This is a genomic window from Clostridium sp. 1001271st1 H5 (assembly GCF_005845215.1).
Taxonomy (GTDB): Bacteria; Bacillota; Clostridia; order Lachnospirales; family Lachnospiraceae; genus Enterocloster.
Window position 1 is genome coordinate 302,570 of sequence record NZ_SPHO01000006.1, and the last position, 15,731, is coordinate 318,300.

Below are 15,731 nucleotides of genomic sequence, written 5' to 3' on the forward strand. Positions count from 1 at the left end.
TGTGTTGGGACTTAACCCATGTTGCGCAGTTTCTCCAGCGCTTCGCGGCCCTGTCTGGCGATATATTCCGACTGCCGCGCCGCCTTCCTGTGTTCCCGGTAGCTCTCCTCCTTCGGCAGCGTGATGACCTTCTGGCTGTTCCCTTCCCCTTCTATCATCATGCTTCCCACGATGGTGTTGGCTTGGGCCGCGCCGGCAATCCGTTCATCCAGCGGGCATCTCATTTCCTTCAGCTTCTCACGCACATCCTTCATCTGCTGCTTCTGGAGCCGGATGTGGCGTTCCAGCGCCTCCTGTGGGACCTTGTGGGCAATCTTTAACAGTTCCTGGCTCTCGGCCTCACAAATCATATGGCCGTCCTGGGCGTCAAATACAAGCAGCCGGGTTACATCCTCCGGGTCATACTTGATGTCCACATGCTTGTCCATGTAATAAATCAGCTCCGGATGGTTATAGACCTGGCCGAATTTCCGGATTCCCACGTTATATACCCGTGCCCGCTCTGACTTCATCAGCTGCAGCAGGGCAAAGGATTTTGGCGGCAGGGCCTTCTCATACCGTTCCCCTTTGTCAAATAACTCCTGCGGGGTACAGTATGTTTCTCCCTGGTTTTTTAAGCCCCTGTGGACCTTCACCGCATACACGTTGTGCAGGTAGTGGCTCCACTTCTCATAAAATTCCTCCATGGTCAGCAGCTTCCCCTGCTCAAGCATCTGCTTGATGTCCTTGTCAATCTTGGCGCTTGTCCTGCTTCCTGTCAATGTACCCGTGTAACTCTTAAACCACCGGGAGAATCCATCGCATACCGTCTTAAACAGCCGCTCTATTTCAGATTTGCTCCATGGCTCATAAGGACGGCTCCGGTGGAAGTCCTCTATCCCAATGGTGTGATAGAATCCCGCTTTTACCTCCTCAAATCCGGCGTACCGTTCTGCTTCTTCCCGGGTGGGATAGCGTTTGACGCCGGTCAGCTCCCTGGAGGTATAGTCCTTTCCGTTGTCAATGTTCAAGTATTTCGGCATCCCTCCCGGGGTTCCATACAATACCTTGATCAGGGACTGCTTCAGTATCTGGGCATTGGCATCCCGGCAGATGATATCCCCCAGCACCATGCGGCTCCTGGCGTCAATCCAGGCCACCAGTTTGGGCTTGATGGCCGTCACCTTCCCATTAGGCAGCTGATAGGAGACCCAGCAGTCAAAGGTATGTTCATCCCCTAAGAGGACCTCCATGACCTGGAGGGACCGGGTATCGCGCAGGGCCTTCACCATCCGCTTGTTCTTCCACGCCCTGTCACCTTTGGCTGCAAGGAAATGGGCGCTTTCCAGCTGCCCGTCTGCCATCAGGTGGGATATGTAACGGCATACACTCTGGTAAGATGGGATGGGCCAGCCATTGGCCGTACCGATTTCCAGCAGCTTGTCATACAGCATCTGACGCTTTCCTTCATTCCGGGCAAAGTCTTTGTCGAACCAGATGTTGTGTATCTTCTGCTTCACTTCTGGCGTAAAGGTGGGGAAGGTGTTGGAATCCTTGGGTTTCCGGCACAGGCACAGGACCTTGTAATAATCGTAGTTGGCCCCGGTCTCCCGCAGCATCTTCAGGGCCCACCCTGCCGCCTCCAGGTATTTGTCCATGTGGCGGTACAAAGTCCTTTGGCTCATTCCCAGCTCCGCCGCCTTCCGGATGATGTACTCCGTCTTGTCTGCATCCGAATAGTTGATGATGTCCTGCAGGAGCCGGGACAGCTCCACCGCCTTGTAATATGCCTGGCTGTGGTTCTCTATGTACCAGTTCACATCGGTATCCAGGTACCAGGGCTCCTCTGGGGACAGCTTCTCCATCACGATATCACTTCCTTCTTCTGTATCTATCTTCTTCATGGCCCGGTAGGCCTTCTGGGCTTTGGGGCTTAGGTCAGTAAGTTTGATGTATTTTCGCTCTTGGCCTCCCTTTTCAGATTTCTCTGTTCTGATAACCAACCCCTCTTTTTTTACTCTTTGAGAAACCTGTTTTAAGAATGTTTTATACACTGCTTCTTCCAATTTAGATGCATCTTTCATGGATATATAAATTTCTTCCATCAGATTTCCCCCTTTCTGTTGCAATTTGGCTGTTGGTATAGTACAATGCAGATGAGTATTTATCGGAACGCCCGACCTTCCCCCAGAAGTAGGGCGTTCTTCTTTTATGCAAGTCCATATCCAGCCCCCTATGCCACATCATTCTCATTTATTTTGAGAATTTTCAGCATTTGCTCCCGGTACTTATACCCAGGCCTCTTTCCCTTCAGCATCCGGCATAATTCTTGGGGAGTGGTCCCCAATATATTTGCCAGCTGGACCTGGGTCATCTCCAGTTCAATCAGACGCTTCTTGACAATCTTTCCAAGCTCCCTTGTCTTTACATCTGCCATCTTACTCACTCCTGTATAATCTTCTGGTCCGTTTCCTGCCTGTTCCAATTCGCTTAAGTTCCATTCTGCTTACCACTTCCAGAAACTCTCTGGTATCCTTTATCACCAGCCAGTTCTCTGGCTGCAGGCCATGAAGTTTCATCTCCTTTTTCTGGCTTAAGGTTGGCTTCTTGCCATTTTTCATGAGATTTATCACCTCTTTTCTAATTTCCTTTAAAATGGCACTGAAAGGTATAACGATACAGCCTTTCAGGGGAGGTGAGCCCCATGGTTATCTCGCCAAAGAGGCAGCCAGAAGTGAAAAATGATTCGTTGACCCGTATTGTTTCCTTCGCTTCCGGCAACTCGATTGACTGGAAATTCGTTTCCGGTCAGGTCAGTGAGGATGGTTCCTGCTCTGCTGACTTTGAAGCAGATGCTCCGAAGCCAAAAAGCAAGTTCCGCCTCCATGGTGAGGTTTCCCAATATGGGGAATCATACCACTTCAGTGCCATTTAACATCTGGCACAGGGAACCATCAGCTTTGGCTGGTGGTTCTTTCCTTTTATAATCATAGGCCAGGAACCTGGCTTTCAAAGAATGTTGCTTATTCAATCAGACTTGATTGTAGATATGCTGTGGATTCAAGTACTTTTCCTTGAAGTAATCTTCAAAATGTGGTACTTTTGTATTGGCTTATAAATCATCCATACAGATATAATATATCTAATTTTAGATATTGTCAATATTCTTTTTTAGATTTTATCTTAAATTAGATAATCTGTATCAAAATGGGAGGTCAAATGGATAATATTGATAAAATGGTTGGGATAAGAATTAAAACTCGTAGAAAAGAACTTAATCTAACGCAAAAAGATGTTTATGCTGCTACTGGAATATCTAATGGTAACCTTAGCGAAATAGAGCGCGGTAATGTTTTACCATCTTCTAAAGCACTAGTTTCGTTATCTAAATTGCTTCAAACTTCTATAGATTGGATTTTAACTGGGGAAGCATCAATTATAGATAGTAACTCCCCAAAAATATCTAATATTGAATATGGTCTGAAATTAAATGAATCTGAGGAACTCATAATTTTTATGTTGAGGAGCCTTCCCTTAGAAGAACAAGTTGATGTAAAAAACTATCTTCGTGCAAAGGTTGCTAAGTGTGAAAAATCGGAGTTGTCATCAACCTCGAATCATGGAAAAAACGTCATGGACGGAAATAGCGAAATAGCTTGATTTTTTTATTATATTTTGGCCTATAAATAAACCATAATTTGCGACTTGCAATTATAAAAGCAAAATGGCTAAATCCCTTTTAAAATGGGCAAGTCGCACGTTTTTTAGCATTATCCAAATTTGCGACTTGCTCTATCTTCAAAAACTTACATTTTTTTAAGTATTTTCAGATTATTATTAACGCGTCAATCATTGATTTTGCGTACTTTTCACATAATTTTATAACATTGATTAACGTTAATTTTTAACGGCTCAAAAAAAGGACCTTTCCGGCAATTTTCTTGGAAAAGGTCCTTTTTCTATATTATTCTCATTTTATTTGTCAATAGCGATTTTCCTCTAAAAACCGCCGAAACCCTTGATATACCGTCACTTCCCGCCATATCCCACTCATTCCTCCTCTGTCTCGGTTTTGTCAAATATCTTGGTAACCTACAGAATGCATGATTCTTATTGGAAACATAACGGCCATAAGTCTCCGAATAAATGGGATGATATGGCTTTGAATCCTTGCTCCGCACCTGTATATGCTGCCCATTGGACGTATGTATGCACCCATCTGAACTTGTCTCTATGTGCCCCTTCAGCTGTCTGCAAATTGAATAATAGTCAGAGCGCCAAATATCCCGGAGCCGTGCATACCTGGAAGTACTAAGGTCTATATGAATACTAGGCAAAAACATCCAGTCTTTGGGACTGCCATCTTTGCAGACAGGCACATAAAGAATATTGCTGATTTTCTCATACAGATGTGTTTCCTCGAATGGGCGTTCCTGAATTAACTCATCAATTGCACGGCTAATCTGTGTAATAAAAACCGTTTCCCGCGGATTTCCCCTAAAATCACATTTATTTGTTTTTAATTCTCCATCTTCAAAATCCAGATTTGTACTGGACAAATGTATTCCAAGTGCTAATTCCAAAAGCTGGCCTGTTTTACCCTTATTAGTGATTATCATATCCATATCATCCTGATTAAACAACTCTTTAAATCGAATACCTGCCAACTTATTAAACCGAACACATGCTTCTTCAAGTCTCATTCTCTTTTCTCCTTATGGTTATCCTGATATTCCTATTTGGGAAACATCCATCATATGAACCTCATGTTGCATCTGACTGCATATTGGCTCTAGCGCCTAACCCGTTCCCCCGCAAACACTTTCATAGCTGCCTCCTCCTCAAACTGCCTGGAATACAGTTCATAATAATACCCCTTCTGCCCCAGCAGTTCCATGTGGCTGCCCAGTTCTATGATTTTCCCGTCCTTCACAACCAATATCAAATCAGCCTGACGGATTGTAGATAAACGGTGTGCAATCACAAAAGAAGTATGCCCCTTCAGCAGATGGTTTGTTGCATCCTGAATCAGCTTTTCCGTCTGCGTGTCAATTGATGAGGTGGCCTCATCCAGAACAAAAATAGCCGGGTTGGCCAGGACTGCCCGGGCAAATGATATCAGCTGTTTCTCTCCTGTGGACAGAAGGCCCCCGCTTTCACCTACATTGCTGTCATAACCTTTTTCCATTTTCGCCACAACCATATCTGCAGACACATTCCTGGCCGCCTCTTCAATCTCCTCATCCGATGCATCCAGACGTCCGTATCGAATATTCTCTCTCACGGTTCCCGAAAACAGATGCGGATTTTGCAGCACATAACCAATCTGGCTGTGAAGCCACAGCTGCGACCGTTCCCGGTAATCCACGCCGTCAATCAATATTCTTCCTTTTGTGGGTTCAAAGAACCTGCCCACCAGGTTTACAAGGGTGGACTTCCCGGCCCCGGTCTCCCCCACAATCGCAACATTCATGCCCGCAGGCACATGAAGGTTAAAATGTTCCAGTACATATTCCTTCCCATCCGGATACATAAAGGAAACATCCTCAAACACAATATCCCCCTGGATTTTTTCCCAGTTGCCCTTATTGGGAGAAAAGGCGTCCCCATACTTCATGAGCACATCCGTCCGGTCCACCACATTGGGCTTCTGCTCCAGCAAATCCATCACCCGCTCAATATTTGCCTGACAGGAAATCAAATCCGCCAGCAGTCTGGCCAGCTGCTGGATTGGTTCAAATATAACAACCGCATAGGAGATAAATACAGATAACGTCCCAAGCTTTATAATATTCTCCTGAACCATATAGCCGCCCTTTGCCAATACAACTGCCGAGGCCACGGAACTGAAAAACAGAATAGCCGGAATATAGACCGCATTCAGCTTTGCAGAATGAATGGCGGCCTGATGCATATCCGATGTCTTTTCAAAGAAGCGCTTCTCATTGTCCGTTTCAATAACCATACTCTTAGACGTCCTGACTCCGGTGATACCTTCATTGTAAGCACTTGTAATCTGTGAATTAATCCGCCTTACCTTACGGTTCCATTTCAGGATTCGATTCTGGAAATACACAGTCAGCAGGGCAATGCACGGAACAATCATGGTAATGATAAATGCCAGCTGCGCATTCAGTATAAACATAATAACAAATACACTGACCACATAAATCAAGGCCCAGAACATATCCACCAGGCCCCATGCCGTCATTCCCGCAATCCTCAAAGTATCGCTCATCACCCGGGCATGGATATATCCCACCGGCGTTGTATTATAATAGGAAAATGACAGTGTCTGTAAATGCTGGAACTGGGCCCGCTTTAAATCCTTTCCCACATTCATCTCAATTGTAGTAGCCGCATGAACCGATACATACACGCAGATAGTCTGGCAAACAATAACCAAAATATAGATTAGCGCAAATGCCCCAAGTCCGTCCAAACGGTCCGGTATTATGAATGTATCAATGGCATAGCTCTGGAACAGAGGCACAAGGATATCCACCCCTGCCAGAAGAATATTCAGTCCCAATGTGATTGCGAAAAACTTCTTATAAGGTTTGAAAAATGGAAACAGCTTCATCCATATCCTGAAGCTGAAGGGATTGTTATACTCCTGCTCTTCATAGGCTGCCATTAATTACTTCCTCCCGCGTCTGTCTCATTCTTCCTGTCCGGTTTATTATCCTTTTCCGCATTTTCATCAACTGTATTCCCATCAGCTGTACTCCCGCCTGTTGCATCCATTTCCATCTTCACTCTGTCATCCCGGCTCATCTGTATTTCATAAATCCTGCGGTAAATCCCGTTTCTCTGTATCAGCTCCCTATGGCTTCCCCGTTCTTCAATTTTCCCCTGATTCAGCACCAATATCTCATCCGCCCCCATGAGAGATGTCACTCTGTGGGATATCAGAATTACGGTTGCCTCCCTCATATGTTCCTTCAGCGCACAGCGGATGCAATAATCTGTCTGGGAATCCACGGCTGATAAGGAATCGTCAAATACCATAACCGGAGCTTTCTGAAGCAGCATTCTGGCAATGGCAATCCTCTGCTTCTGTCCCCCCGACAAAGTGACTCCCCGTTCCCCCACAAGTGTCTCATATCCGTCCGGAAAGCTCATAATGGCATCATCAATGCACGCAATCCGCGCCGCATACCGAATATCATCCATGGATGCGTCCGGTACGGAGGCCGCTATATTTTCCCGAATCGTCCTGGAATACAAAAATGGCTCCTGCAATACCATTCCAATATTTCTCCTGAGCTCCTCAATGGGAATATCCTGTATCGCTCTGCCGCCAACGCGAATGCTTCCCCTGTTATCCTCCAGCTCATACAGCCTTGAAAGCAGCTGGATTATAGTAGACTTTCCGCTGCCTGTTCCTCCTAATATTCCAAGTGTCCTGCCCTCCGGGGCCGTGAATGAAATATCCCGTAGCACATCCTTTCCTTCTTCATATCCAAAGGATACATGCTGAAAGGAAATATCAAACTTCCCTCGGGACACTTCGCTCTCTTTCCCGTTTTTTTCCTCCTCTTTTCCATACGCCTCTTCCTGGGACCGGATGATATAGTCCACACGTTCAAACGAAACACCTGCTTTACTCATATCCGAGAGAATACGCCCAAGACCGCGGATTGGCCATACCAGCGTTGAATTGTAGGCTGCGAATGCCACAAATTCACCAACGGAAATAAAACCATTTACTGCCTCCATGACTCCGAATATAATAACCGCAATCACCTGCAGCCCTGTAATCAGGTCACCAATCCCCCAATACAGTCCAGATAACGTTCCCAGCCGAATCCACAGCTTGGCAAACGCATTATTCTTTTTGTCGAACCGCTCCATCTCAAACTGTTCCCGGCCAAATGCCCGCACCACACGCACTCCCGTTGCATTTTCCTGCACCACCGTGGAAAGCTCCCCCTCCGCTTCATCCGCAGTGGTGAACCGTTTTGCAATCAACCGGTAAAACACAGTGGAATACACGACTACAACCGGTACAAACAAAAGAACGACGCAGGAAAGCTTCACATTCATGGAAAACATCATAACAAAAGACGTAATCACAAGAAACGCCGTGCGGAACACCTCCAGAAGCTGTGTAACCACAAATCCGCGAATCACCTCCACGTCCGAGGTACACCGCTGTATAATATCCCCTGTCTGGTTCCTGTCATGCCATTTCATGGGCAGCTTCTGAACATGAATAAATAACGCATCCCTTAAATTTTTAGCAAAATTCTCCCCTGCCCTGGCCGTATTGGTACGGCTGATATAGGTGAAAATCCCCGAAGCTATTGCAACCGCCACAATCATCAGCGCCAGTATCCAGAGGTGATTGGACAGATAGATACCTCCGCCCCCGCTGTTTCCCCGGTTCCCGCTGAGCACCTGGTCAATACTGAACCGGAAAATCTGCGGGGTCAGGGCATTTAATATGGTGGATAGCAACGATGCGGCTACGGCTGCCGCGAAATAGACTTTGGAACCTTGGAGGAACCTGGATATTAGATAGAGCTTTCTATGCTTTGTTTTTACATTATTTCCCATTTCTTTATTCCTTTTACTCATATGGTATATTACTACTATTCTACCATACTAATTTACCTTTTTCATATTTATATGCACATATAATAGTCCAGAAATCAATCTGTTTTTTCAGTTTTCATTGTCATTGGCCGGGAACCGCTAAAATGTAAAACGGGAAATAATTCTTAAGTATGTAATCCGCTAATCAAACTATAGGGGGAATCTTTATTTCCAGCGTATCTACTTTCTGACCTTGACGATAAAATTCGAGATGGATAGAATTACAGTATTTACTAATTTCATAGTATACCCCCAGAATATAGCGACAAACGTGCTCCGGAAACGATTCACCACCATAACTCCATACACTATTATCACTCTGTGTTAGAGCAATAAGCCGCTTTTTATCTGATTCTTTATCATCTTCTGAACGTGTCGCTTTTTTCATTTCTACTGCTATTAAGTTATCTTGCTCATAAAATACACCTCTGCTGTGTAGAATCAAATCACATGTAACGTTAGTAACGACTTCATTATTATCAATGATTGTTTTAACAAGGCCGCCTCGATTCCTATTATATTCTACATCAACATAATATTCATAGAATGGAGTGTTGCGCAAATAGTCATGTATACTTAACATTAATGCACCACAAATAGACCTCTCCGATGAACCCGAATCAAAAAGATCTGAATTATTACTAATCATATTATCATTTGCAGTCAAAAACAAATTTACTAAATCAGCATATACAATTCTTGAGTTATACCAGCTTGCCTTTACATAGTAATCTTCATATATTCTGTGTATTCCAGGGTCCTTTTCAAAGATCACCTTACAATCTTTGTATATTCGAGTATAATTTGTCACAGTATATCCCGCGTCAATCCAACTTTTACCTTGTGCGTGATTTTTATCATTCAACCACCATCGGTTGTGTTTATAGGCGCTAGGTGGTAATTTCTCTCCAATAATTTTTTCAATCTCATTAAATGACAAGCTTATCTTATCAAAATTTTGACTACTTAGCCAATGTGTCAATGGAGTGTATTTTCCCATAGTATTCCTCCAATAATATTTTTAGTAACCTATCTTCACAACGATAACGATATATTCTATAACAGGGAATACTTGCAGAATAGCAAGTACTACTATTTCACCATTATCCTTTCCATCTTTTTCAAGTAAATTCGGCCACAATACCTAAAGACTTGATAAACTGCGTACTCTTCGTGATATTCACCTGAATCGTTTTTTCACATAGAAAACAGCCCACCCCCCCCCCCCATAACGGAAGTCTATATTCTTCATTATGTATAAATAATAAGGCTAAATAATTCGTTTCTTCCCATTTGCCTAGGAACGTATATTTTGGGCACTCACTATCAACTACTAATACAATCTGAAAAGTCGTAAAATAGATGCCGTAGTTCTATCCATTCTGTATTTACAGTATATTTACACGAATAAATATAACATTCTGCGCCAGAGTTATTATTTAATATAAATCCTTCAGAAGTAACCTCATCAATCATTGTTTTTTGCAGCCGTTCAATTTCTATGGTGTTATTTGGTATATTGATATCTTGTACAACATAGCCGAACATTATGTTCCGCTTATTAAACGAAGAATATTTAGGCGGTGATATCACAAATCTTGCTATACCATTAATTATATATTCCTTATTTAGTTTTGCTTTACCATCAATACGCTTACATTCAATTATATAATAATCATTAATATCCATGAACCAATTCTGAGGCACTACTTTTATGTCTGTTCTTCCTTTATAAATATCCTCATCTGGCACGAAACTTTCAGGCGACTGCAAAATGAAACGCATAAAAGCTGAACCTTTATTTAAATAATTTTCGACTAATCGATTCGTTATTTTATCTTCGTTATTATTCAGCAAATTACCTGTTTCTATGCAATCGGCTTTCATTTCATCACTACATCTTATTAAGTGCTCCATGATGCTTTCAAACAAACCATCTTCGAAATCAATGTTATATGACTCGTCTTTAAATCCTTGCATCATCTGTTCCCTCCACTTCTGGTAAGAATTCTATCTACTACTTCTATTAAATCAAGTTTTGCAATAGCAGGATGCCAGTTTTTGTACTGATTGGGCTTAATAATGCAGAATGAATCCTCTTTAAAAAATAAAGTATCTTTTAGCTGATAAAATAAGTCATTTATTTTATATGAGGAAAGTAAAGTTAATATTTTCTTGTTATCATCAGCATTTTTCTTAACCTGAAAAACGCCTTCTGGACGCTCTTTTTGTATAACAACTTCAAAAGCACAGTAATGTCCAGCAACCTTTGGATATACCAATATCTTGATATATTTATTGCTCCTAGAAAAAATATCTGTAAGACAAGAATCAAAAATACGCCCATACTCTTGAAGCTCTGGCACTGTGACATCACGATAAACATCACTGTCATCTACTTCTGTTAACTGTGGTATCTGTATACGGAAAGCATAATCAACAAACTCATTATCCCATAATCCAAAGGACTTAAGTATTATTTTATTTAATTCTTCAATCTCTGATGTAGCATCTTCTTGAAATTTCATAAAACCATTATTACTTTTTAATGCTTGTATATTTTCTACAGACTGAACAATTTCTTCATTATAAACAAAGGGATAAGTAAGGACTTCATCCATTTGTCTTTGCTCTCTCTCAATACCAAGCGATGAATTAAGCATCAAATTAAAATAACTATAAACCTTTGAATTAAAAATTCCAGTAAGATTAAGAAGAAATTGTTTTTGCTCATGCGTTCCTTTAAATGCATAAAATGCCTCTCGGAAAATAAAACTTTTTTCAGAATAAACCGATCTCATGGAATAATTGGTCATATCAATTCCACGCTTCACCAAACAGTAAGGCGCTTGATATAAGGCTTCATTTCGCAAACTTTCCACTTTAGCCTTCTTAAATCCACTTAGTCGGCTAAGATCAATTTCAAAATGATCAATAGCTCTGGAATCCAAAAAATCTCTACCTAATAAATGGGACGAATCCTTCTTATTTACCTTATCCCCTTTATCACTATATTTAATACCAGTTCCCTTTATAATTTTCGGTGACTGTTCATCAATGGCAGCACCTAAAGATAAATAACGTTTTTTCAAATTCATTATATTATCTATATCGCCTGTAAATCCATAAACCAGTGTTTTCCAAGCCCAGTCATTACTCTTGAGTAAACTCTGCTGGACATATTTTATATCTGTCTTTTCTACCACAATAATTTTGAATAGTTTGAAAAAGATATTTGGCTTCATTGAAATATATTCAAATCGATTTTGCAAAACATTCTCATTAGCAAATTTATAAGTTAAAATAATTGCTGGTGCATCAGCATTTTTAAATATACGAGTTCTAACAGAAGATAACTCAATCAATCGGATAATTTGTGTGTTAGATAATAAGAATCTTCTAAACAATTTAGAAGGGGTTTTTTGCATATATAACATTTTCGAATGCAAAACTAAACAACATTGGGTCTTGCTACTGCAGAAATCCTTTGATCTTAAAATAAAAGCTCTGCATGTATCTGTATTTTGTAAATACTGATGATAACCTCTGCTATCACAATATTTAACAAGCATAGCATTACCTTTTCCCCAAGGAGGATTACCAACAATAAAATCAAATGATATTTTTTTTAATGATTCTAACGCATCTTCATCAAAAAAATCATTGGAGAATAAATTATTCCCCTTAAGATCAGGGAGTTGAAACGAACATAATGTCTTTGGATTTTTATAATCCAATACGGTTAGGTACAGTGAAAAAATGGCGACATCAATAGCATCAGGATTAAGATCAACCCCATAAATATTATTTGACAGAATATCTTGCAGAAGATTATCGTCTTCTGTAAAGAGATTTCCATTGATTTGTTTTTCAACCATCCTACGATAACTTTCAACTAAGAATATGCCAGACCCACAGGATGGATCCAAAACTGTACAGCATCCATATTGTTTCACAAAAGGAGACAATGATGCATCCAAGATATAGTTAACTAAATAATGAGGGGTATAAAACGCATTATCCTTATTCCTCTGTTCCTTACCTAATAAAATCTCATAAATATTGCTAATCAACTCAACTGGTATAATATTAAAATCGTATAAGTCAAAAAATGACAGCTGACCAGTAACAGTATCAATATTACCTGATAGAAAATCCGCCAAAACCCTGAGTGCATTTTTTGTTAAGCTTGTGTCATTCTGCTCGTCTATAAGTTCAAACAAATTTCCATTAAATTTTCTTTTCAAATGCACAAACAATCTATATAAACTATCTCTATCCTTCAAAAGGCTTAATAACTTTTTACGTGACAATTCAATATCAGAAGAAAATCCAGGATAATCCAAATCTACTCCACGGTCTATGAGATACCGAATAAATATAAGCCTTAATACAATCTTCGTTGCAAAAGGTATGTTAAACTCATTTTTAAGCTTTATAGTAATATCAGATAAATTACGTAACAAACAATCATTAAGTGTTTCACCTGCAAATTTTCTAGAATGTTTCGACCACATGTCATGATTAGTAATTTCCCAATATGAAAATGGTGAATATTCATTAATACTATTAATTGATAGTTTATCAACCTCAATCAGCGAAGAACTTTTACGTTCAAATGTACACCCATTATAAATAGTAACAGTTCCAGAATCACATATAACAACAACCGGAATCTGAGCGTTCCAAATCTTTTGATATAAGTGTTTTTCACTGTTCTTATCTGACATCGCTTCAAAAAACAAAACAAAAGGTTGATTATCAATCATGTAAACAGCATATGGAGATAATTCACTAAGTATCTTATTCACATGGGCTGTATACACATTAATATCAATCCCATCGCGCATATATTTCAAATTTGATGAGTCTGAATATCCCATCAATTTTATAACCTTGTCAACATGTGACACTAGTCATCACCTCCTGCTATTTTGTTTGATATTCGCAAATGTAAAATCTAATCCGATTGTATGATAATCTTCAGAAAAATACAATACAAGTTACTACAATAAATTTTCAAACTAAAATACAACCCCAGAGTCTTGTTTTTGCTGTAAGTACTCTGATTTAATTTCGATATTTCAACCCTAACAACTTCGCATTTTTATCTTATAATGAGTTCATAAGCCATACTTACTGAATTTATTGCATGTGAAGGGGGCATCTGGAAATAGTTTGTGAGACTAAATTCCACATGTCTTTGTGCAAGACCAAATTCTGGTGCAGTGAAATCTGCCTATGCTTATCTATTTTATCTCAATAAACTCGGACTAATATTTACTTCACCTGATGTTATGGCTTCCAGCCCAAGAACTTTATGGATTCTTTTCACAGGCCCCTTCTGCCTGAAGCCTTATGGGCCACAATAGAATTTTCGTACCTTCACATAATTCTCCCATTTCTTTTCTGGCTGTAAATTTCAGAACCCCCATCTGTAAGGATAGCAGAGAATAACCTCCTTTGACTTTAAAGTCCAGGATTCCGTCTTCCACCAAAAAGCGCAGAAACAAATGTTCGATATTTTTCATTATATGATAATAATTAAATCTCGTCAAATAGTCTTTGAAAAAACACAATATTATTTTCTATGCAACGTATCCGGCTTTTGTGTACATCACTAAAAATGGTCAATATACCTCTTTCGATTCTTTTAAATACTGTTCAAGGGTTATTCACCTGGAAATGCAGCTTGCTTACGATTATCGCTCATCACACCTGATTATTCCGGGGCTAAAAACAAACAACTGAATCAAAGCACATGTTCAGATGTTTGAATTCTTTGGCGGTGTTACGCCAATGCTTGTCTCAGACAACTGCACCACTGCGGTGAATCATGCGAAAAGTAATTGGTATACCGCTGCTTTGAATACTACCTATCACGAAATAGCAGAACACTCTAATCTTGCCATCATTCCGGCCAGAGTCCGGAAACCCAAGGATAAACCGAATGTAGAAGGATCTGTAGGTAAGATCTCTACCTGGATAACTGCAGCCCTTCGCAATGAAGATTTTTTCGCTTGCAGAATTAAACGCTGTTATCCGCGAAAAACTGGATGTCTATAATGCTCGTAGTTCCAGAAAAAGGAATATGGCAGGCTCAGTTTATTTCTTGGGAAAGAAATGCCATTACTGGCTCCGTTGCCTGCCACACCCTTTGAACTGGCTGAGCGGAAGCAAGCCACCGTCCAGTTCAACTATCACATCGCAATAGATAAGATGTACTACTCTGTGCCTTATCAGTATATCAAAAATAAGGTCGGTGTGCGCATAACAGACACAACGGTTTAGATATTTTATGATTACAATCGAATTGCTTCTCACCGGCGGCTTCATAGGCGAAGTGGTCAGTATTCTACCGTAACGGAACATATGCCACTGGAACACCAGAAATATCTGGAATGGAATGGTGACCGTTTCCGCAGATGGGCAGATTCAATTGGAATTAACACAAGTAAGGGTGTCGATGCAATACTTACCTCCGGTAGGGTCGAGCAGCAGTCCTACAGAAGCTGTATGGGATTGTTGAAGCTGGCAGAAAAACATTTACCAGCAAAGTTGGAACAGGCTTGCGCCAGAGCACTTTCCTATTCCGGTAAACCCAGCTATAAAAGTATCAAGAATCTTTTGGCTCCAATGAAAGATAACCCGGACCTTATGTCTGACGAGACAGACGCATATAAAACAACAGCGAAACCGCACGGCATCACAAGAGGAACTGAATACTATGGAGATTAATGATCATGACAAATCAAAGTCCAATTAATAAACTTATTGAAATGCAGATGACCTCGATGGCTGATGCATATCGTATACAGATGGATGATGCCTCAATGAAAGAAGTATCTTTTGAAGATCGATTCGGTATGCTTGTTGATGTCGAGTATAGCAACCGCAAAAACAATCGGCTGAAAAGACTGAGCCGCCAGGCTGGGTTTGAACAGCCTGATGTCAGCATTGCGGCAATTGACTTTGATTCTGGTCGAAAGCTGACCAAAACTTTGATCAGCCGTCTGGCAACCTGGAGTGTATGAAAATTTTTCTGTAAATAGGTATTAGCAAAAGGTCTTCTATGATAAAATAAAAAATCATAGGAGGCCTTTTATTATGGCAAGAGAAAAGAAACCGGTACACCAGGTACAAATGACAGA

The 15,731-nt window shown here is 40.8% G+C and carries 12 protein-coding genes and 2 pseudogenes; 4 read left to right on the forward strand and 10 right to left on the reverse strand.

Annotated elements, in window-relative coordinates; genetic code table 11:
• Window positions 1–11: 11 nt before the first annotated feature.
• From FGS84_RS12015 to FGS84_RS12025, 3 genes are all read right to left on the reverse strand, one after another.
• Window positions 12–2,084: a Mu transposase C-terminal domain-containing protein gene (locus tag FGS84_RS12015; protein WP_119205664.1), complete on the reverse strand. Its 2,073-nt coding sequence runs from the start codon at window positions 2,082–2,084 to the stop codon at window positions 12–14.
• A 128-nt stretch (window positions 2,085–2,212) separates the two neighbouring features.
• Window positions 2,213–2,416 carry a transcriptional regulator gene (locus FGS84_RS12020; protein WP_002584784.1) on the reverse strand — a complete coding sequence of 68 codons (204 nt, stop codon included), beginning with the start codon at window positions 2,414–2,416 and terminating at the stop codon, window positions 2,213–2,215.
• Window position 2,417: 1 nt separating this feature from the next.
• On the reverse strand, window positions 2,418–2,600 hold the full coding sequence (locus FGS84_RS12025) for a hypothetical protein (protein WP_002572751.1): 183 nt from the start codon (window positions 2,598–2,600) through the stop codon (window positions 2,418–2,420).
• A gap of 83 nt (window positions 2,601–2,683) precedes the next feature.
• On the opposite strand from FGS84_RS12025, the gene FGS84_RS12030 reads away from it, so the two are divergent.
• Together FGS84_RS12030 and FGS84_RS12035 are read left to right on the forward strand one after the other, a co-directional pair.
• The gene (locus FGS84_RS12030) at window positions 2,684–2,914 is read left to right on the forward strand and encodes a hypothetical protein (protein ID WP_002584781.1); all 231 of its coding nucleotides are present in this window, start codon (window positions 2,684–2,686) and stop codon (window positions 2,912–2,914) included.
• A gap of 284 nt (window positions 2,915–3,198) precedes the next feature.
• Entirely contained in the window at window positions 3,199–3,639 is a 441-nt protein-coding gene (locus tag FGS84_RS12035; protein ID WP_002584780.1) for a helix-turn-helix domain-containing protein, read from the forward strand.
• 299 nt (window positions 3,640–3,938) lie between these two features.
• Here the strand turns inward: FGS84_RS12035 and FGS84_RS12040 are convergent, their stop codons facing one another.
• The 7 genes from FGS84_RS12040 to FGS84_RS30865 all read right to left on the reverse strand — a co-directional run bounded on the left by FGS84_RS12040 (window position 3,939) and on the right by FGS84_RS30865 (window position 14,111).
• Complete coding sequence (locus tag FGS84_RS12040) at window positions 3,939–4,682, reverse strand: DNA mismatch repair protein MutH (protein WP_243129954.1); 744 nt, start codon at window positions 4,680–4,682, stop codon at window positions 3,939–3,941.
• 89 nt (window positions 4,683–4,771) lie between these two features.
• Window positions 4,772–6,616, reverse strand: coding sequence for an ABC transporter ATP-binding protein (locus FGS84_RS12045; protein WP_138308516.1), 1,845 nt, complete (start codon window positions 6,614–6,616; stop codon window positions 4,772–4,774).
• A complete protein-coding gene (locus tag FGS84_RS12050) occupies window positions 6,616–8,541 on the reverse strand; it encodes an ABC transporter ATP-binding protein (RefSeq protein ID WP_138308518.1) in 1,926 nt (641 codons plus the stop codon). Before FGS84_RS12050 ends, FGS84_RS12045 begins: the two co-directional genes overlap by 1 nt.
• 184 nt (window positions 8,542–8,725) lie before the next feature.
• On the reverse strand, window positions 8,726–9,580 hold the full coding sequence (locus tag FGS84_RS31200; protein ID WP_207671117.1) for a hypothetical protein: 855 nt from the start codon (window positions 9,578–9,580) through the stop codon (window positions 8,726–8,728).
• Window positions 9,581–9,906: 326 nt separating this feature from the next.
• Window positions 9,907–10,563 (reverse strand): hypothetical protein, encoded by a 657-nt coding sequence (locus tag FGS84_RS12065; RefSeq protein WP_138308520.1) that lies wholly within the window; start codon window positions 10,561–10,563, stop codon window positions 9,907–9,909.
• Entirely contained in the window at window positions 10,560–13,493 is a 2,934-nt protein-coding gene (locus FGS84_RS12070; RefSeq protein ID WP_138308522.1) for an N-6 DNA methylase, read from the reverse strand. Before FGS84_RS12070 ends, FGS84_RS12065 begins: the two co-directional genes overlap by 4 nt.
• Window positions 13,494–13,898: 405 nt before the next feature.
• On the reverse strand, window positions 13,899–14,111 hold the full coding sequence (locus tag FGS84_RS30865; RefSeq protein ID WP_178332143.1) for a hypothetical protein: 213 nt from the start codon (window positions 14,109–14,111) through the stop codon (window positions 13,899–13,901).
• Window positions 14,112–14,316: 205 nt separating this feature from the next.
• Here FGS84_RS30865 and FGS84_RS12075 point away from each other — a divergent pair.
• Window positions 14,317–15,318, forward strand: a pseudogene (locus FGS84_RS12075) (IS21 family transposase); the annotation flags it as partial.
• 5 nt (window positions 15,319–15,323) lie between these two features.
• Window positions 15,324–15,602 (forward strand): annotated as a pseudogene (locus FGS84_RS12080) (ATP-binding protein); the annotation flags it as partial.
• Between the last annotated feature and the right edge of the window lie 129 nt (window positions 15,603–15,731).

Excerpts from the sequence above, each read along its gene's own strand:
- FGS84_RS12050 (WP_138308518.1), bottom strand. The coding sequence starts at position 8,541 with ATGGGAAATAATGTAAAAACAAAGCATAGAAAGCTCTATCTAATATCC.
- FGS84_RS31200 (WP_207671117.1), bottom strand. The coding sequence starts at position 9,580 with ATGGGAAAATACACTCCATTGACACATTGGCTAAGTAGTCAAAATTTT.
- FGS84_RS12030 (WP_002584781.1), top strand. The coding sequence starts at position 2,684 with ATGGTTATCTCGCCAAAGAGGCAGCCAGAAGTGAAAAATGATTCGTTG.
- FGS84_RS12035 (WP_002584780.1), top strand. The coding sequence starts at position 3,199 with ATGGATAATATTGATAAAATGGTTGGGATAAGAATTAAAACTCGTAGA.
- FGS84_RS30865 (WP_178332143.1), bottom strand. The coding sequence starts at position 14,111 with ATGAAAAATATCGAACATTTGTTTCTGCGCTTTTTGGTGGAAGACGGA.
- FGS84_RS12045 (WP_138308516.1), bottom strand. The coding sequence starts at position 6,616 with ATGGCAGCCTATGAAGAGCAGGAGTATAACAATCCCTTCAGCTTCAGG.
- FGS84_RS12020 (WP_002584784.1), bottom strand. The coding sequence starts at position 2,416 with ATGGCAGATGTAAAGACAAGGGAGCTTGGAAAGATTGTCAAGAAGCGT.
- FGS84_RS12025 (WP_002572751.1), bottom strand. The coding sequence starts at position 2,600 with ATGAAAAATGGCAAGAAGCCAACCTTAAGCCAGAAAAAGGAGATGAAA.
- FGS84_RS12065 (WP_138308520.1), bottom strand. The coding sequence starts at position 10,563 with ATGATGCAAGGATTTAAAGACGAGTCATATAACATTGATTTCGAAGAT.
- FGS84_RS12015 (WP_119205664.1), bottom strand. The coding sequence starts at position 2,084 with ATGGAAGAAATTTATATATCCATGAAAGATGCATCTAAATTGGAAGAA.
- FGS84_RS12040 (WP_243129954.1), bottom strand. The coding sequence starts at position 4,682 with ATGAGACTTGAAGAAGCATGTGTTCGGTTTAATAAGTTGGCAGGTATT.